At 72.1% G+C, this 17,358-nt stretch carries 17 protein-coding genes; 8 read left to right on the top strand and 9 right to left on the bottom strand.

Annotation, left to right across the window (positions count from 1 at the left end):
* Positions 1-113 precede the first annotated feature (113 nt).
* Complete coding sequence (locus tag ACZ7PG_RS12680; RefSeq protein ID WP_470239248.1) at positions 114-554, top strand: DoxX family protein; 441 nt, start codon at positions 114-116, stop codon at positions 552-554.
* A 3-nt stretch (positions 555-557) separates the two neighbouring features.
* Here the strand turns inward: ACZ7PG_RS12680 and ACZ7PG_RS12675 are convergent, their stop codons facing one another.
* Positions 558-1,268, bottom strand: coding sequence for a TIGR03089 family protein (locus ACZ7PG_RS12675; protein WP_470239247.1), 711 nt, complete (start codon positions 1,266-1,268; stop codon positions 558-560).
* Positions 1,269-1,377: 109 nt separating this feature from the next.
* Between ACZ7PG_RS12675 and ACZ7PG_RS12670 the strand changes: the two genes are divergently transcribed.
* Positions 1,378-2,208: an NAD(P)H-binding protein gene (locus ACZ7PG_RS12670; RefSeq protein WP_470239246.1), complete on the top strand. Its 831-nt coding sequence runs from the start codon at positions 1,378-1,380 to the stop codon at positions 2,206-2,208.
* A 121-nt stretch (positions 2,209-2,329) separates the two neighbouring features.
* Here the strand turns inward: ACZ7PG_RS12670 and ACZ7PG_RS12665 are convergent, their stop codons facing one another.
* Positions 2,330-3,631 carry an LCP family protein gene (locus ACZ7PG_RS12665; RefSeq protein ID WP_470239245.1) on the bottom strand — a complete coding sequence of 434 codons (1,302 nt, stop codon included), beginning with the start codon at positions 3,629-3,631 and terminating at the stop codon, positions 2,330-2,332.
* Positions 3,632-3,669: 38 nt separating this feature from the next.
* Positions 3,670-5,190, bottom strand: a complete 1,521-nt coding sequence (locus ACZ7PG_RS12660) for an LCP family protein (RefSeq protein ID WP_470239244.1) — start codon at positions 5,188-5,190, stop codon at positions 3,670-3,672.
* Positions 5,191-5,329: 139 nt separating this feature from the next.
* On the opposite strand from ACZ7PG_RS12660, the gene rfbB reads away from it, so the two are divergent.
* Positions 5,330-6,328, top strand: coding sequence for a dTDP-glucose 4,6-dehydratase (gene rfbB, locus ACZ7PG_RS12655; RefSeq protein ID WP_470239243.1), 999 nt, complete (start codon positions 5,330-5,332; stop codon positions 6,326-6,328).
* A 4-nt stretch (positions 6,329-6,332) separates the two neighbouring features.
* A complete protein-coding gene (rfbD, locus tag ACZ7PG_RS12650) occupies positions 6,333-7,226 on the top strand; it encodes a dTDP-4-dehydrorhamnose reductase (protein ID WP_470239242.1) in 894 nt (297 codons plus the stop codon).
* Here the strand turns inward: rfbD and ACZ7PG_RS12645 are convergent.
* On the bottom strand, positions 7,208-8,035 hold the full coding sequence (locus ACZ7PG_RS12645) for a hypothetical protein (protein WP_470239241.1): 828 nt from the start codon (positions 8,033-8,035) through the stop codon (positions 7,208-7,210). The genes rfbD and ACZ7PG_RS12645 overlap by 19 nt on opposite strands.
* A gap of 195 nt (positions 8,036-8,230) precedes the next feature.
* Here ACZ7PG_RS12645 and ACZ7PG_RS12640 point away from each other — a divergent pair, with 195 nt between their 5' ends.
* The gene (locus ACZ7PG_RS12640; RefSeq protein WP_470239240.1) at positions 8,231-8,377 is read left to right on the top strand and encodes a hypothetical protein; all 147 of its coding nucleotides are present in this window, start codon (positions 8,231-8,233) and stop codon (positions 8,375-8,377) included.
* On the opposite strand, the gene ACZ7PG_RS12635 is transcribed toward ACZ7PG_RS12640, so the two are convergent.
* The 3 genes from ACZ7PG_RS12635 to ACZ7PG_RS12625 are packed head-to-tail and all read right to left on the bottom strand — an operon-like array spanning position 8,363 to position 12,910.
* Positions 8,363-9,448 carry a glycosyltransferase family 4 protein gene (locus ACZ7PG_RS12635; protein WP_470239239.1) on the bottom strand — a complete coding sequence of 362 codons (1,086 nt, stop codon included), beginning with the start codon at positions 9,446-9,448 and terminating at the stop codon, positions 8,363-8,365. The two genes, ACZ7PG_RS12640 and ACZ7PG_RS12635, sit on opposite strands and share 15 nt — an antisense overlap.
* Positions 9,441-11,942: a glycosyltransferase gene (locus ACZ7PG_RS12630; protein ID WP_470239238.1), complete on the bottom strand. Its 2,502-nt coding sequence runs from the start codon at positions 11,940-11,942 to the stop codon at positions 9,441-9,443. The genes ACZ7PG_RS12635 and ACZ7PG_RS12630 overlap by 8 nt, the downstream gene beginning before the upstream one ends.
* Positions 11,943-11,974: 32 nt before the next feature.
* Positions 11,975-12,910 carry a glycosyltransferase family 2 protein gene (locus ACZ7PG_RS12625; protein WP_470239237.1) on the bottom strand — a complete coding sequence of 312 codons (936 nt, stop codon included), beginning with the start codon at positions 12,908-12,910 and terminating at the stop codon, positions 11,975-11,977.
* A 9-nt stretch (positions 12,911-12,919) separates the two neighbouring features.
* Between ACZ7PG_RS12625 and ACZ7PG_RS12620 the strand changes: the two genes are divergently transcribed.
* The gene (locus ACZ7PG_RS12620) at positions 12,920-13,996 is read left to right on the top strand and encodes a glycosyltransferase family 4 protein (RefSeq protein ID WP_470239236.1); all 1,077 of its coding nucleotides are present in this window, start codon (positions 12,920-12,922) and stop codon (positions 13,994-13,996) included.
* 53 nt (positions 13,997-14,049) lie between these two features.
* Positions 14,050-15,198 carry a glycosyltransferase family 4 protein gene (locus tag ACZ7PG_RS12615; protein ID WP_470239235.1) on the top strand — a complete coding sequence of 383 codons (1,149 nt, stop codon included), beginning with the start codon at positions 14,050-14,052 and terminating at the stop codon, positions 15,196-15,198.
* Between the two features lie 123 nt (positions 15,199-15,321).
* On the opposite strand, the gene ACZ7PG_RS12610 is transcribed toward ACZ7PG_RS12615, so the two are convergent.
* Positions 15,322-15,849, bottom strand: a complete 528-nt coding sequence (locus ACZ7PG_RS12610; protein WP_470239234.1) for a hypothetical protein — start codon at positions 15,847-15,849, stop codon at positions 15,322-15,324.
* Between the two features lie 132 nt (positions 15,850-15,981).
* Here ACZ7PG_RS12610 and ACZ7PG_RS12605 point away from each other — a divergent pair, with 132 nt between their 5' ends.
* Complete coding sequence (locus ACZ7PG_RS12605; protein WP_470239233.1) at positions 15,982-16,842, top strand: glycosyltransferase family 2 protein; 861 nt, start codon at positions 15,982-15,984, stop codon at positions 16,840-16,842.
* Here ACZ7PG_RS12605 and ACZ7PG_RS12600 read toward each other — a convergent pair.
* Positions 16,839-17,312: a hypothetical protein gene (locus ACZ7PG_RS12600; protein ID WP_470239232.1), complete on the bottom strand. Its 474-nt coding sequence runs from the start codon at positions 17,310-17,312 to the stop codon at positions 16,839-16,841. The genes ACZ7PG_RS12605 and ACZ7PG_RS12600 overlap by 4 nt on opposite strands.
* Positions 17,313-17,358 lie beyond the last annotated feature (46 nt).

Raw genomic sequence — 17,358 nt, 5'->3', positions numbered from 1 at the left:
TTCGTCCCTGTCGGTTCCCTGTCGATCACCCTCCGGAGCTTCGATCCGGGGTTCCGGCGCCCTAACTTGGGGCGGGTCAGTTGAAAATTCACCCACCGGGGAGCTGAAGCCGGATGTTCGGACGATTCAAGGACGTGGCCCTGCTGCTGGGGAGGATCGGCGTCGCGGTCGTTTTCCTCGCGCACGGCCTCCAGAAGTGGAACAACGGCATCGACGGCACGGCGAAGTTCTTCTCGATGACGGGCATCCCGATGCCCACGGTCGCCGCGATCTTCGCGATGACCGTCGAAATCCTCGGCTCGATCGCGTTCATCGTCGGCTTCTTGATGCCGCTGGTCGGCATCGGGTACGTCGTGATCTCGGTCGGCGCGCTGCTCTCGGTGCACATCGACAACGGCCTGACCGGCCAGGGCGGCTACGAGCTGGTGCTGGTGCTCGCGCTCGCCGGGCTGGCGCTGGGCTTCAACGGCGGGCGGCTTTCCCTGGACCACCTGCTGTGGGGACGCAAGCGCGCCCGCCGCGAAGCCGAAGCCGGCGAACTGCAGAACGCCTAGTGTCTAGGCCGGGAGGTCCGCCGTGGTGCGTTCGGCGTCGCGGCGGGCCGCCAGCTTGGCCTCGTCCGCATTGCTCACGTGGACGAGGTGGGCGCCCGCGGCCAGGGGGACGAGCAGGCCGTCGAGGATTCCCTCCGGCCCGCTCCAGTCGCGAGTGGACAGCACGCGGTCGTCCGCGGTGAGACCGAGTTTCGCCGCGCGGGCGCGGGCTTCGGCCAGCACTTCGTCCACAGTGGACGCGAACAGGGCGGCCGTGTCGCCGGGGATCGTGAAGAGCGGGCTGTACTGGTCGCCCGCCATCCGGGACTCCGTCAGGTAGTCGAACGCGCCGCCGCCCGGCGGCTCGGCCAGCCCGCGTCCCATCGGGTCGAGCGTCACGACGGCGGTCGCGGCCGCGCCGGTCGGCTCCGGGTCGTCCGGCCCGACGAACGCGACCCGGGCGCCCGCGCCTTCGGCCACGACGCGCGCCCCGCACCACCACGCCCCGAGCAGCACACCGACGGTCTGCCAGTGCGCCGGCAGCTGCACGGCCACCGCGTCGCCCGGCTCGACGTCGAACTCCTCGGTCAGCCAGTTGGCCGTCTTCGCCGCCCAGTTGGCGGTCGTCGCCACGGACAGCTCGACGCGGCTGCCGAGCTGGTCGTCGTAATGGGTGATCAACGGTTTGGCGGGCGAGGCCAGCAGCGGGCGCAGCAGCTCGTCGGTCAGGCTCATGCGGACAAGGCTAAAGCGCGGACCACGGGCTTCGCCGGTTGACACCGCGTCTCCGTGCTGAGTAGCTTTGCTTTGCAAGCAAATGTATCTCGGAAGCTGGGGGACAGCTATGTCCATTCTCGTCACCGGGGCGCGGGGCAACGTCGGTCGAGCCGTGCTCGACGCGCTCGTCGCCGCAGGTCAGGACGTCCGCGCGGCGAGCCGTGACGCCGCCACGCTCGACGTCCCGACCGCCAAGGTCAGCGCCGATCTGGAGGATCCGTCCACACTGGACGCCGCGCTGGCCGGTGTCGACGCGGTGTTCCTGTACACGCGGCCGTCGGGGATCGAAGGGTTCGTGAAGGCGGCCGAGGCGGCCGGCGTGCGCCACGTCGTGCTGCTGTCGTCGGGGGCGACGCTCGAACCCCGGTCCTCGCAGAGCCGGATCGCACGGTTCCACCGCGCGGTGGAGGAGGCGCTGATCGCGGCACCGTTCGCCGAGACGCTGCTCAACCCGGGCTCGTTCGCGACGAACGCGCTGGGCTGGCGCGCGGACATCGCCGCCGGAGTCGTCCGGACGCCGTACCCGGACTCCCGCGTCGGCGCGATCCACGAGCGCGACATCGGCGACGTCGCGGCGAAGATCCTGCTGGACGGCTCGCACGCGGGGGAAGCGCTGCGGCTGAGCGGTCCGGAGCCGATCAGCTTCCGCGAGCAGGCCGCGGTCCTCGCGGAGGTGCTGAGTAGGCCGCTGCGCGTGGAGGAGCTGACGCCGGAGCAGGCGGCCGACCGGATGACGGCGCTGGGCTGGCCGCCCGAGGTGCCCCCGGAGGTCCTGCGCGCGACGGAGCGGACGACGCGGGAGCCGTCGGTGGTGACGGACGTCGTGCGCGAGGTGACCGGGAAGGCGCCGCGGACCTTCCGGCAGTGGGTGGAGGACCACCGCGCCGACTTCAGTTGACGCTGGGGCTGCCGGGGTCTGGCACGCGGGGGCGGCGGTCGACGACCGCGCCCTTGCGCTCAGGGGGCTGCCGGGGTCCGGCTTGTCGAGGATCGCGGGCCGCCGGCCGGGCCCCCCGCGGTCAGTTGACGCAGGGAACTCCGCTGGAGGCCTCGAGCAGCGGTGCCGCGGCGGGGGCGGCGCCGCTGCCCGAGCCGCCTCCCGAACCGCCGCCCGTCGGGGCTCCGCCCGGGGCCTTGGCCGCCGCCGGGGCCGGGCGGCCCGCCAGGCCTGCCACGAACTCGCGGACCGCCTTCGGATCCACCTCCACGATGCTCTGGCCGTCCTCGCTGCGTCCGTTGGCCGTGATCACCGGGATCGTCGCGAACGTCAGGTCGCCCGATGCCAAACCCTTCGCCTGCTGTGCGAACTCCAGCAGGTCGAGCCCCGGGTCCAGGGTCAGCGACTTGTGCACCGCGTCCATCAGGCTGCCGAGCGTGCCCGGGCTGGTCAGCGTGCCCGCCGACAGCACCTGGTGCAGTGCCGACGACAGGAACGCCTGCTGCCGGACGATCCGGTCTAGGTCGCCGCGCGGCAGGTTCTTGCGCTGGCGGACGAACGACAGCGCTTCCCCGCCCGATACCGTCTGCTCGCCGCGGCGGAAGTTCGCGCCCGAGTCCTTGTCCTCGGTCGAGTGGTTCAGGCACACCCTCACGCCGCCGAGGGCCTCCGTGAGCAGGTAGAAGCCCAGCAGGTTGATCTCGGCGTAGTGGTCGACGCGCACCTGCGTGAGGTCCTGCACCGCCTGCACCAGCACCCGGCGGCCCTCGGTGTCGGAGTCGCGCTCGATCTTCGCCTGGTCGCGCTCGCCCTGCGCGCGCAGCTGCTGCGCGAAGTGCGCCTTCGCGATGCCGTACGCCGAGTTGATCTTCGCCTTGCCGCGGCCCGGGACGTCGGTCCACGTGTCGCGCGGCACCGACACCGCCGACGGCTTCGAGCCGTTCTTCGGCACCCGCAGCAGGATCACCGTGTCGGTGTTCACCGCGCCGCTGTTGGCCTCGGTCCGCAGCTCCTTCAGCACCCGCAGCGGGAGCTGGTTGCCCTGCGCGTCCGTCCGCGCGTCGCTGCCGACGAGCAGGATGTCGTCGGCGCCGTCGTCCGCGGGCGGCGGCGCGGGCTCGCCGGCGCGCGGGGTGAGCGCGTCGGTCGTCGGGACGTTGCTCTGCAGCTGGTCCTTCGTGACGTAGGCGTAGCCGCTGACGCCGAGCGCGAGCACCGAGACGAGCCCGACCGCGAGCCGGCGGGTGACGCGCCCGGCCCGTCGCATCCGCGACGGCCTCGCGGCCACCGGAGCAGGGGCCGGTTCACGCGGGAACGGCGACGGCTTCCACTCCGAATCGTCGCGCTCCGTCACCGGATCCGGCTCTACCTGCTCGTCTTCCATCCCGGTTTACCCTCCCCCGACCACCCTGCGTACTCAGTCTAGTTGATGCAGGGAACGTCGCCCGCGGTGATCGGCGGCGCGGCGGGGGTGGAAGACACCGGGGTCGACGGCGCCTTCGGGGTGGTGGTCGGCGCGCCGCCCGGACCGGCGGCCGAGCTGCGGAAGTCCTTGCCCAGCAGCACGCGCACGTGCCCGGCGGCGACGTCCCGGTCCGGCTCGGCCTGGACGGTGGTGCCCAGCGCCTGCTTGACGAGGTCCAGCGCGGCGGTGTCGGCCGGGTTGTACCGGACGACGGTGGTGTTGCGGGTGCTCAGCTTCTGGTCGGCGGCGACCGTGAAGCCCTTGGTCTGGAGCGCCGAGTGCGTCTGGCCGGCCAGTGCCGCCGAGCCCGTGCCGTCGAACAGCTCGACCGTGACGGCGTTGGCGCCCGGCAGCTGGGCCGGTGCCGTCGTCGCCGGGGCGTCGCCGTCGAAGGTCAGCCGCGTCACCTCGGCCTGGACGGCGGCCTGGTCGACGCGCAGCACGTCGGCGCCGCCGATCACCGCGTTGCCCTGGGTGGGGATGGTGTGGAACTCGATGTTGCCGCCGGTCAGGCCGCGCATCTGCTCGCCGAACTCGGTCAGGTCCCAGCCCTGCGACAGCACCACGGACTTCTTCACCGCGGCCACCAGGTCGGCGATCTTGCCCGGGCTGGTCAGCACGTCGGTCGAGATCACCTTGCGGGCCAGGCCGGAGAGGAAGGCCTGCTGGCGGGCGATCCGGTCGAGGTCGTAGTTGGGCAGGTCGTAGCGCTGCCGGACGAACGCGAGCGCCTGCACGCCCTCGATCGTCTGCCGGCCGCCCGGCAGGTCCACGCCGGACTTCACTTCCTTGACCGGCCCCTTGAGACAGACCTCGACGCCGCCGATCGACTTGGTGATCTCGTAGAAGCTCGCCAGGTTGACCTCGGCGTAGCGGTCGATCATGCCCGGCTTGCCGATGAACTTCTCGATCGTGGCGATCAGGTTCTTCCGCCCGGCGACCTTCGCCTGCGCGTCGGCCTCCTTGAGGTCGGTCATGCCCTGGCGCTGCAACGTTTTGTAAGTGTCCGTGTACGCGTAGACAAAGGCGCTGTTGAGCTTGTGCTTGCCGTAGCCGCCGGCCAGCTCCACCCAGGAGTCGCGGGGGAACGAGATCGCGATCGCGTGCTTCCCGTTCTGGGGGATGTGCACGAGGATCATCGTGTCGGTGTTCAGCTCACCGTCGGAGACGCCGGCGTGCAGCATGTCGAGCACTTCGCGCGGGAGCGGGTTGCCCTGCGCGTCGGTGCGGCTGTCCTGGCCGACCAGGAGGATGTCGATCGCGCCGTCGAGCGGCTTCGCGTGCGCCTCGGTGTCGGCGAAGACGTTCGTCGTGGTCAAGCCGGTGTTCGGGTCGCCGATGAAGTGCCAGCCGTACCAGGTCAAGGCCAGGATCGCGACGGACAGCAACGACACGACCACTTTGCCGCCGCGGCGGGCGAAGACCGCGACGCCGTAGCTCCGGCGCGCCGGGATGGGCGGCGCAGGCCATTCGGTCACGCGCTTCCTCCCCTGTGAAACCCCGTGCTTCCCCCAGGACACCCCTGTGCCTCGATGATGACTCTACTGAGGGTGTTGTTGGACCTCCGTAGGCTGGGGGCCGATTGCCCCGGTCGGGGGCCGAGGGAAAGGCGGGAAGATGCGGGTCCTGGTCACCGGTGGTGCCGGCTTCATCGGGTCGCACTACGTCCGGCAGGTGCTGAGCGGCGCCTACCCGACGTTGCGCGACGCCGAGGTGGTGGTGCTGGACAAGCTCACCTACGCCGGCAACGAGGCCAACCTGGCGCCGGTCGCCGCCGACCCGCGGTTGCGGTTCGTCCGCGGCGACATCTGTGACGCCGCGCGGGTCGTGGAGGTCATGCGCGGGGTCGACCTGGTCGTGCACTTCGCCGCGGAGTCGCATGTGGACCGCTCGATCCTCGGTGCCGCGGACTTCGTCCTGACGAACGTGCTCGGTACGCAGAACCTGCTGCAGGCCGCGCTGGAAGCGGGCGTCTCGAAGTTCGTCCACGTGTCCACGGACGAGGTGTACGGCTCGATCGAGACCGGATCCTGGACCGAAGATCACATCCTGGAGCCGAACTCGCCCTATTCGGCGTCGAAGGCGTCCTCCGATCTGGTGGCGCGCTCCTTCTTCCGTACCCACGGGTTGCCGGTGTGCGTCACCCGGTGCTCCAACAACTACGGTCCGTACCAATTCCCGGAGAAGGTCATCCCGCTGTTCGTCACGAACCTGCTCGACGGGCGGAAGGTGCCGCTCTACGGCGACGGCCTCAACGTCCGTGACTGGCTGCACGTGGACGACCACTGCCACGGCATCCAGCTCGTCGCCGACGGCGGCCGCCCCGGCGAGATCTACAACATCGGCGGCGGTACCGAGCTGACGAACCGGTCGCTGACCGAGAAGCTGCTCGCCTCGGTCGGCGCGGGCTGGGACAGCGTCGAGCCGGTCGAGGACCGCAAGGGTCACGACCGCCGGTACTCGGTGGACATCACGAAGATCGGTTCGGAGCTGGGGTACGCTCCGCGCGTGTCCTTCGAGGACGGTCTGGCCGCGACGGTGGCCTGGTACACGGACAATCGCGCGTGGTGGGAGCCCCTGGCGGAGCGGGCCGCGCTCAAGACGCTCAAGAAGTGAGGATGTGCTCGTGCGGCTGACGGTGCTCGTGCCCGGCGGTTCCGGACAGCTCGGCCGCGACCTGGCCGCTGCTTCGGGTGACGACGTGGACGTCGTCGCGCCGGGATCGGCGGAGCTCGACCTGACGGCGACGGGCCAGGTGCTGGCGGCGGTCGGCGCACTGGCCGACCGGGCCCGCGAAACGGGCTCCGCGCCGGTCGTGATCAACGCGGCGGCGTACACGGCGGTCGACGCGGCGGAGAAGGACGAGGACCGCGCGTTCGCGGTCAACGCCGACGGGCCGCGGGTGCTGGCCGCGGCGTGCGCTTCCCGGCGGGTGCCGCTGATCCACGTGTCGACGGACTACGTCTTCGCCGGCGACGCCACCGCGCCGTACGAGCCTTCCGACGAGCTGGGGCCGCGGTCGGCGTACGGCCGCACCAAGGCGGCCGGTGAGGACGCGGTGCTCGGGTCGGGGGCGTCGTCCTGGGTGGTGCGGACCGGGTGGCTGTACGGGCACGCCGGGGCGAACTTCGTGAAGACCATGGTGCGCCTGGAGTCTTCGCGGCCGGAGCTGTCCGTTGTGGACGATCAGGTGGGCGGTCCTACTTGGACGTCCGATTTGGCCTCGGGGCTCATGGAGCTGGCTGCCCGGGTGGCGGCCGGGGACGGGCCGGAGCGCCGGATCCTGCACTGCACGAACGCGGGCGCGGTGAGCTGGTACGGCTTCGCCCAGGCGATCTTCACGCGGCTGGGGGCCGACCCGGCACGGGTGAAGCCGTGCACGACGGCGGAGTACCCCCAGGCGGCGACGCGGCCGGCGTACTCGGTGCTGTCGCCGGCTTCGTGGCAGGAAGCCTGGCTGACCCCGATGCGGCCGTGGGAAGAGGCGCTGGACGCCTACTTCGCGACGGCGTAACAGTTCTCGAAGTCCGGCGGCGCGTTCTCCAGGAGACTGGCCAGCATGGCGAGGATCGCGGTGGGCACGACGTGGCCACCGCCGGACAGGACCGGCCGGGCGGCCACGCGGGACCAGGTCAGCTCGCCTTCGACGACGGCGTTGAACATGAGCGCGACGTCCAGCCAGGTGAACCCGGCCTTCAGCCGGAGCCCGTAGGCGGCGGTGATCCGCACGTACAGGTCGGCCCAGCGCGGCATCAGGTGGTCGAGGTGCGCCTGGCAGAACTCGCGGACGCGCGGGTGGTTGGGCATCGCGTTCTGGACGGTGCTCTGCAAGCCGACCAGCGGGTCCTCCAGCACCGTCCGCACCTCGGCGTCGGCGAGCGTGCGCACCAGCTCGGCGAAGCTGGCCCGCCGGATCAGCCGGTCGGTGACGGCGGTCATCTCGGCGAAGTGGTGGCGCTGGGGCGCCGGCCGGAACAGGTACGAGATGAGGTCCTCGGTGTAGCGGTCCTTCCGCTCCCAGCGGTACCGGAACATGTTGACGGTGAGCACGTTCGGGTTCCGCCGAGCGCGGTCGGCCTCGTCGGCGCGCTGCAGGATGCGTTCGCGCGAGACCGATTCGAAGAGCTTCGACCGGATCCCGGTCTCGAAGTCGGGCCCGGTGTGCCCGATCAGGTCGTCGCGCAGGAGCTGCAGCCCGAGCTCCAGGAATTCGCGGGTTTCCGGGCTGTTGGCCAGCTTCGCCCGCGTCTGGGCCAATCTGCCGTAGGCGAGGTTCCGGAGGACGGGCCCGAGGTCGTCGGGTGCGGCGGCGGTGTCCGGCACGTGTCCTCCTCAGTGGCCACCCGATCGGCGCAACCAGAGCTGGTGCACCAGGTCCGGGGACTACGTCTCGGGGCGCCCGGCCTTCGTTACCGGATCGGGCGGCCCGATACCGGTCCGTTGCGCCGGGTCGGCTTGGACCGAGCGCGGGCGAGGAGCGGACCGTGGTTCTCGCAGGTCCCGGAGAACGGAGTCGCGATGCTGGTGACGATGCGGTTGAGCACCTTGGCGAAGATCGTGGCCGGAGCCGTGCTGGCGACGTTCGTCGCCACGCTGCTGCTGATGAGCGGCGATGCCTCCGCGCCGACGCCGGATCCGAGGGCGGCCCGGTCAGTGGCGACCTGAGGCCAGCCGGTACGCGCCGACCGTCAGCTCGGCGCATGTCCGCCACGTGAAGTTCGCCGCGTGGGCTCGGCGGGCGGCCGATGTCGCCACCGCGTGCGGGTCCGTCACCGCCGTCCGCAGGGCCTCCGCCAAGCCGTCGACGTCGCCGAACGGGACGAGGCTCGCGCAGTCGCCCGCTACTTCGCGCAGCGCCGGGATGTCCGTGCACACCACCGGGACGTCCGACGCCATCGCCTCCAGCACCGGCAGGCCGAAACCCTCGTCGCGCGACGGCAGCACCAGCGCCGACGCGCCCGCCACCACCGTCCGCAGGTCCACATCGGACAGGTAGCCGGTCTGCGACAGCCGGGGGCCGCGGGGGAACGGGCCCGGGCCGGCGAACACCAGGTCCGGCAGGTCCGGGGCCGCCTCGTGTGTGCGGGTCAGCCAGTCGAGGCCCTTGCGCGGGCCCGCCGCACCGGCGAAGAGCAGGTAGCGCGCGGGCAGTCCGAGCCGGGCGCGCCGCTCGTCGTCCGGGGGACGTGCGGTGAACCACGCCGGGTTCACGCCCAGCGGCGTCACCACGATCTTGTCCCGGTCGACGTCCAGGCGCTCCGCCACCGAGTCGGCCACCGCCGAGGTCGGCGTGCAGATCACGTTCGCCCGCCGCGCGCCGCGGCGGACCAGCTCCGGCAGGCCGCGGTCGCTCGGCGCCAGCTCCGCCGGGTTGTCGAAGAAGGCCAGGTCGTGGATCGTCACCACGCCCGCCGCGCGGAACCGGCCCGGCAGCACGAAGTTCGTGCCGTGCACGACGTCCGTCGGCCCGGCGAACAGCTCCACCGCCGGGAAGTCCGACCGCGTCCACGCCGCCCGCAGCAGCCGCGCCGCCACCGGGATCCCGCGGGCCCGCGCGCCGTACGGGAGCACGTGCCGCAGCCGCCGCCACCCGCGCAGCGTGAACGCCACCGCGCGCGTGTCCACCTCGGGGATCGACACCAGCTCTTCGATCAGCGCGGACGTGTACCGGCCGATCCCGGTGCGCGAGCCGAGCAGCGGGGTGCCGTCGAGGAGGACGCTGAGGGACCTAGCCACGACGGAGCCGTTGCTTCACGATCTTCAAAGCCCGTCCGCCCGCGCGCCGCGCCAGCTCCGAAGCGCCACCGGCGGCGAGGTACTCCCGCACCAGGTCGACGTCGCGGCGCACCATCGCGCGGCCGCGCACCGCCGGCGTCGTCACCAGGTCCGCGGACCCGGGCAGCCGGTCGGCCGCCGGGCGCGGGTCGCGGCAGAACTCCACCAGCGGCTTCAGCGCCTCCGGCCACGTGTACCGCTGCGCGACGAGGGCGATCCGCTCGACGCAGCCCGCGGCGAACTCCTCGTCGTACAAACACTTTTCGAGCGCCGCGGCCAGCGCGTCGGCGTCCTCGGCCGGCACGACGACGCCCAGCCGCTCCGCGCGCACCAGGTCGGCGAACGAGTCGCCGTCGGTCGTCACGATCGGCAGGCCGGCCCACAGGTAGTCGAGCACCCGGGTCCGGAACGCGAACGTCGTCTCGACGTGTTCGTAGTGCGTCGTGACGCCGCAGTTCGCGTCGAGCAGCCAGTTCTGGCGCTCGTGGTAAGGCACCCACTGCTCGTTGAAGTAGACGTGCTTGTCCGTCAGCCCCAGCGAGTCCGCCAGCCGGATCGTCCGCGTGCCGATGTCCATCTCGGCGACCTCGGGGTTCGGGTGCTTCATGCCGAGGAACACCAGCCGGACGTCCGCGCGGCGACGGCGGAGCGTGTCGATCGCGCGGACCAGTGTCAGCGGGTCGAACCAGCTGTAGACCCCGCCCGCCCAGAGCACGACGTGGTCGGTGCCGCCGAGGCCGAGCGTCGAGCGGAGCCCCGGCCCGGTGCGGACCGGCGCCTGCGCCGACAGTCCGAAGGGGACGACCGCGAGCAGCGACTGCGTCGTCGGGTCGGCGTCGTAGAGCCGCGGGGAAAGCCGGCCCAGCGCGGCCAGGTGGCCGAGCCACAGGTGCCGCTGCCGCTCGGACGCGCAGAGGAAGAAGTCGCCGCGCTCGATCTGGGCGTCCAGGACCCGCGTGACGCCGGCGAGGTCGGCCGCGCGCTTGTCGTCGGCGACGCCCTTGCCCTGCTCCAGCAGTTCGAGGTGCATCGGGTCGTAGAGGTCGGCGACGACGATCTTGCCGCTGTGCTCCTTCTTCAGCGACGGCGCCAGCTCGAGCACGTGGCCCTGCAGGACGACGACGTCGGCCCAGGCGATCGGCGCGTCGAGCTCGCGGTGCTTGCCGGCGCTGACGCGGAACGGCGCGGGCGGCGGCGTCGCGAGCGGGTTGGTGGTCACCAGGTGGACGTCGTGCTCGGCGGCCAGCGCCAGCGCGATGTTCCAGGCGCGGATCGCCGGCCCGGCCATCCGCTCGGTGAGCGCGTCACCGGTGAGCACCAGGATCTTGCGACGCTGCCCGAAGGCCTTCTCGATGCCGAACGCCTCGACGAGGATGTCGTGCGCGGCGAGGTAGCGCGGCAGCGGGTACGCGGGCTCCAACGCCTTGCGCAGCAAGGGAAGCAGGTCGGCGTCGGTGCGGACGCGGGCGGCCTGCTCGACCGCGCGCGACTCCGCCAGCGACGGCAGCTGCTCGACGAACTGGTCGATCGCCAGGATTCCGGCGAGCGTGGTCCGGGGGATCGCGACGTCGCCGGACTCGATCGGGCCGACGCCCTGTTCGAGGTCCAGCTGCGTGGCGTCCAGCTCGCCGCGGGCGGTGGCCCGGCGCACGGCGAGCGCGAGGGCCGCCGGCAGCGCCCTGACCAGCGTCTCGTCGGAGAGGTTCTTGTAGAGCGCGGCGAGGGCGTTGCGCTCCAGGAGGAAGGTCTCGCGGCCGGTTTCCGGCGCGTCGACCGCGGCCATCGTGCCGTGGTGACGGTGGTACGTCAGCGATTCGGGGACGTACCGGACGCGCCAGCCGCGGAGGTTGAGCCGCCAGCCGAGGTCGACGTCCTCGTAGAACATGAAGAACCGCTCGTCGAAGCCGTCCACCTCGGCGAACACCGCGGCGCGGACGAACATCGCGGAACCGGTGCCGAACAGGACGTCCTTCGCGACCTCGTGCTCGGCGGCCGGGACGTCGGCCAGCGGCGAACCGGCGTGCCGCTTGTAGCCCATGCCGAACCAGGTCAGGCCGCCGTCGACGAAGTCGGTGCCGGTGCCGTCCCAGTCGAGGACCTTGCTGGCCACGGCGGCGACGCGGGGTTGCGCGCGCAGCTCGGCGACCGCGGCGGAGACCCAGCCGGGCGCCGGGCGGGCGTCGTTGTTGAGGAAGCCGAGGACGGTGCCCTTCGCGTGCTTCGCGCCGAGGTTGCAGCCGCCGGCGAACCCGGTGTTGCGGCCGGCCTCGATCACGCGGGCCTGGGGGACGGCTTCGCGGATGCGCGCGGCTTCGTCCGAATTGTCGACGCAGATCAGCTCGAGCTCGGGGTAGTCGTGCTCGGCGAGCGCGCGCAGGCAGGTGATCGTGTCGTCGGCGCCGCGGTAGTTGACCACGATCACCGAGACGAGCGGTTGCGGTGCCCCCTGCGCCAAAGCCTGCTCCTTCGTCGGGATTGAGCGCCAGCTTAAAGGCCAGCCCAAGCGTCCCAGACCGCGCCTCGGCCGAGTGCCGCGCGACGGCCGATCTTGCGGCGGGCCGCGAGCGTCGCGGGCAGTCTGACCACCACCTCGGCCAGTACCCGGCAGCGCAGCCCGAAGCGGAAGTTCGGGGCGGCCGGACGGCCCGGCCGCAACGGCAGTACCGCTGTCAACACGGCGAACCTGACCAGCTGGTTCACCGCCACCCCGCGGGGCGCGCAGCGCAGCAGCATGAGCAGCCGGTTGCGCTCGTTCCAGCGGTGGAACAGCGCCGAACCCAGCTCGGTGCTGACGCCGTGGGCGTGCCGGACGTGGGCATCCGGCGCCGCGACGACGTCCCACCCGGCCAGCCGCAGCCGCCACGCCGTGTCGGTGTCCTCGTAGTAGCAGAAGAACCCGGCCGGGACGCCGTGCACGCTCTTCAGCACGTCCGTCCGCAGGAGCGCCGCGCCGCCGCAGAAGCCGAACACCTCGGCGGCGGGCTCGGTGAGGTCGGCGCCGTGGCCGTCGGCGGTCAGCCGGACGCCGGCGGACTGCGTGGTGCCGTCGGGGCGCACGAGCCGGGACGTCGCCGCGCCGGCCAAAGGCGCTTTTTCCAGGGTGTCTTCGAGTGTCGCCAGCCAGTCCGGCTCCGGTTCAGCGTCGTCGTTCAGCCACGCCATCAACGGCGTGTCGAGGCGCTTCGCGGCGACGGCGAGCGCTCCCGCGTAACCCGCGTTGCGGGGGAGACGAACTACTTGCGGACGCGAAGGATGGGCCGCGAGCAGGGCCGCGGTGCCGTCGTCGGAGGCGTTGTCCACCACGAGCGTCCGATGTGGACGCGTCTGCGCGGCGAGCGCGTCGAGGCAGGCGGTGACGTGCCCGGCACCCCGCCAGGTCACGACGACCACCGTGGTGGCGGGATTCGCGGTCACGTCCCGCACAATAGCCGCGTGCCCGAACTGGTCGTGCTCGCCGAGCAGCTCCTCGCGCCCGTGCCCGGAGGCACCGGGCGCTACACGGCCGAGCTGCTGCCCGCGCTCGCGAAGACCGCGCCGCCGGGGTGGACGGTGTCCAGCGTGGTCGCGCGGCACGCCGACGTCGATGCCGCCCGGCTCGAAGGCGTCGACGGCCCGCGCGTGCTGCGGATCCCGCCGCGGGGGCTGATCGGCGCCTGGCAGCTGGGGATTCCCTGGTGGCCGGGCGGCGACGCGGTGCACGCGCCGACGCCGTTCGCGCCGCCGCGCGCGCCGGCCGGGAAGACGTTGAGCGTGACCGTGCACGACACCGTGCCGTGGACCCACCCCGAGACGCTCACCGCGCGCGGGGTCAGCTGGCACCGGTCGATGATCGCGCGGGCGGCGCGGCGGGCGTCCGGGCTGGTCGTGCCGACGCGGGCGGTCGCCGACGAGCTGGCGGTGCTGATCGACGTCGACGTCCCGGTGCACGTGGTCCCGCACGGCGTGCGGGTGCCGGCCGGTTCCGTCGAGCTGGAGCTGCCCGAGCGGTACGTGCTGGCCGTCGGCACGATCGAGCCGCGCAAGGGGATCGACGTGCTGATCGACGCGGTGGCGGCCCTCGACGGCACGGTGCTGGTGCTCGCCGGGCAACTGGGCTGGGGTGGCGTCGACCCGGTCGCGCTGGCCGCCGAACGAGGCCTGCCGGCGGACCGGCTGCGGATGCTGGGGAAGGTGTCGGACGCCGAGCTGGCGACCGCGCTGCGGCGGGCGAGCGTGCTGGCCGTGCCGAGCCTCGCCGAGGGCTTCGGGCTGGGCCTGCTCGAGGCGATGGCGGCGGGGATCCCGGTGGTGCACACCGATGCCCCGGCATTGGCGGAGGTGGCGGGCGGCGCGGGGATCATGGTGCCGCGCGGCGACTCGGCGGCGCTGGCGTCGGCGTTGCGGGAGGTGCTGAAGTCACCGTCCGTGGCGGCCGAGCTCACTCGTTCGGGGAGAGAGCGCGCGAAGGCGTTCACCTGGCGTCGCGCGGCTGAAGCCGTCTGGGCCATTCACACGCGGGCTCATGGCTGAGCGGTTTGCCAGTTCCCCACCATGACACCGGGTCACCGCCGTACCCTGCAGGGGTGAGCGAAGATCCCCGGGTCCTGATCGACGCGACCGCGGTTCCCGCGGACCGCGGCGGGGTCGGCCGGTACGTGGACTCGCTCGTCGCCGCCCTCGACGCGGACGGGGCGCGGGTCACCGTCGTCTGCCAGCCCCGGGACCTGCAGCTTTACGATCGGCTGGCGCCGCGCTCGCGCGTCGTGCCCGCTTCGCCGTCGACGACCACCCGTACCGCGCGGCTGACCTGGGAACAGGCGACCCTGCCGCGGCTGGTGCGCCGGCTTGGCGCGGACGTCGTCCACTCGCCGCACTACACGATGCCGCTGGCCACGTCGGCGGCATCGGTCGTCACGCTGCACGACGCGACGTTCTTCACCGACGCCGTCCTGCACTCGTCGGTGAAGGCCCGGTTCTTCCGCGCGTGGACGGCGACGGCGCTGCGTCGCGCGACGCTGTGCGTGGTGCCGTCGGCGGCGACGGCCGCGGAGCTGGCCCGCGTCGGCCCGGTGCGGCACGCTTCGCTGGAAGTCATTCACCACGGCGTCGACACCGAGCGGTTTCACCCGCCGTCACCCTCGGAAGTCGCCGCCGCCCGTTCGGCGGTCGGTCTGGGGCGCACGCCGTACGTGGCGTTCTTGGGTGCTTTGGAGCCGCGCAAGAACGTGCCGGCGCTGATCCGCGGGTTCGCCAGGGCGGTGGCCGGGCAGCGCGACGCGCCGGCGTTGGTGCTGGCCGGGCAGCCGGGCTGGGACACGCAGGTGGAGCGGGCGCTGGACGCCGTCCCGCACCGGCTCCGGGTGATCCGGGCAGGATATCTGCCCTTCGGGACACTGGCCGGGTTCCTCGGCGGGGCTTCGATGGTGGCTTATCCGTCGCTGGGCGAGGGTTTCGGGCTGCCGGTCCTGGAAGCGATGGCGTGCGGAGCGTGCGTGCTGACCACGCGACGCCTGTCGCTCCCGGAGGTCGGCGGCGACGCGGTGGCGTACTGCGGCGTCGGCGCGGGCGACGTGGCCGCGGCGATCGAGGAGCTGCTGGCGGACCCGGGCCGCCGCGCGGAGCTGGCAACGGCGGCTCAGCAGCGCGCGAAGGAGTTTTCCTGGGCGACGACCGCGGAGCGGCACCGCGAGGCGTACGCGAAGGCCTGGTCCCGCCACCTCCGCACCCGCTGAGCGCGGTCGGTCCGGCAACAACAAGTGGTAAGAGTGGTAAGATCGCTGTGCGAGGTCCCGGTGGGACCGAGTATGAAAGCCCGTGACGCGTCCGGACGGTCGTCTCACGGGCTTTTCGCCGTCCTAGGCCTCGATCCGCTCGGCGACCAGAGGGCTCGCGCGGCGTCGCCAGTCGCCACCCGCTCCGACGCACCAAGCCACCGCATCGGATATCCACAGAAGCGGTTCTGCCGTCGAGTCGACGTGTTCGTAGATGAGTTCGGTCTTCGAGGGACGGACGCCCAGCGCGTGCTGCAGGGTCTGGCGGTCCTGGCCGTCGCGGTGGTCGCGCGTGTCGAGGATCAGCCGATGGGCCTGCAGAGCGAGCAAGTCCTGGGCGAGCAGCGCGAGACAGCGCTGCCGGGCGGCTTCTTCGGTCTTGGGCGAGCACTTACCGACGTAAAGCCTCGATGTGACCGGTAGCGCGGCCATCCGATCGATGAGCATCCTGCGGCGAGGTTCCTTCTCCTTCTTGAAGTGCAGCTCGCGCGCGCCGCGGAGCAGGAGTGACGGCAACGCTCGCCGGGTGGGGGTCAGATGCGCGGGTTCCACGATCGTCGCGCACAGCAGATAAGTGCCGGCGCGAGCTGACTCGTCGACGAAGGCGTGCACCGTAATCGCCCCATCATGACGAGCTGGTTCTACGAGCCGCGTTCGGGTGACTACTTTTGGTGACGGGCGGTGTTTTTGTCACCGGTCGCGGGGTGGCGGGGTTGCGTTGGGTGACCGGTGGACAATGGCCGGGTGACTGAGCACTCCCGCTATGGCGACGATGTCGGCGTCGTGACCGTGACCTACTTCTCCGAGGACACCATCGAGCGGTTCCTCGAGACCCTCGAGAAGGCCACCGAGCGCGAGGTCAAGGTGGTCGTCGCGGACAACGCGTCCGTCGAGGGTGCCCTCGAAGAAGTCGCGAAAAAGCACAAGAACGTGCAGCTGCTCAGCATCGGGGAGAACGTCGGCTACGGGGCCGCCGCCAACCGCGGTGCCGCCGAGCTGGACGACCGGTACGGCTGGGTCGTCGTCGTCAACCCGGACCTCGAATGGGAGCCCGGCTCGCTCGACGCGCTCCTCGACGTCGCGAGCCGGTGGCCGCGTGGGGGTGCCTTCGGGCCGCTCATCAAGGACCTCGACGGCACCGTCTACCCCTCGGCGCGGCTGCTGCCGTCGTTCGGGCGCGGCATCGGGCACGCCGCCTTCGCGAAGGTCTGGCCGGGCAACCCCTGGACGAAGCAGTACCGCCAGGAGACCGGCACGCCGGTCGAGCGCACGTCGGGCTGGTTGTCCGGTTCGTGCCAGCTCATCCGCCGGGAGGCGTTCGACTCCGTCGGCGGCTTCGACACGCGCTACTTCATGTACTTCGAGGACGTCGACCTCGGCGACCGGCTGGCGCAGGCCGGCTGGCTGAACGTCTACGCGCCGTCCGCGAGCGTTACCCACGAAGGCGGGCACTCCACGTCGCAGGCGTCGAAGAAGATGCTCAAGGCCCACCACGACAGCGCTTACCGCTACCTCGCCGACCGCCACCCGGGCCTCGTCTGGAAGCCGGTGCTGGCCGCCGCGAAGCTCGGCCTCGCGCTCAGGCTGAAGCTCGAGACCCGCTAGATCCCGTCGAGCCGGCGCGAAAGGTCCGACCGGCCGTTGGTCTGCGTCACCGTCGGCACCAGTCCGGTGTCCTCCGGGTCGGGTTCCTTCAGCGGGCTCGTGATCGGCTCGGCCTGGGGACGGCGGGCCAGCGGCGTCGTCACCGGGGTCTTCATCGGTGTCGTCGGCGACGGCGTGCTCAGCGGCGCGGTCGCCTGCGGGCGACGGACGGCCGAGCCACCGGTGGCCTCCAGCCGCCGCGTGGGCGACGCACCCGCGAGCGGGTGGTCGTTCTCCTCGATCAGCGACGCCGGGAGCTGCGTGGTCGTGTCCGGGTCCTGGCGTCTGTCGAGGCCGTCGATGGCGGCACGCGGTATCTGCTGCGTGTTCGAGGCGTCCATCGGCGAGATGGCGCTGTCCGGCGTCACCACGAACACACCGCGCGCCTGGGCTCGTGCGAGCAGGGCGTCCGCCCGATCGCGGGGGTCCATCCCCTCGGCCTCCCGACTGACCCGGGGCCCTCTGGGGAAAGGCCCG

The sequence above is a fragment of the Amycolatopsis sp. NPDC114504 genome (genome assembly GCF_055633595.1).
Note: the sequence above shows the minus strand (reverse complement) of the source record. Positions and strands in the feature narration are given on the sequence as shown.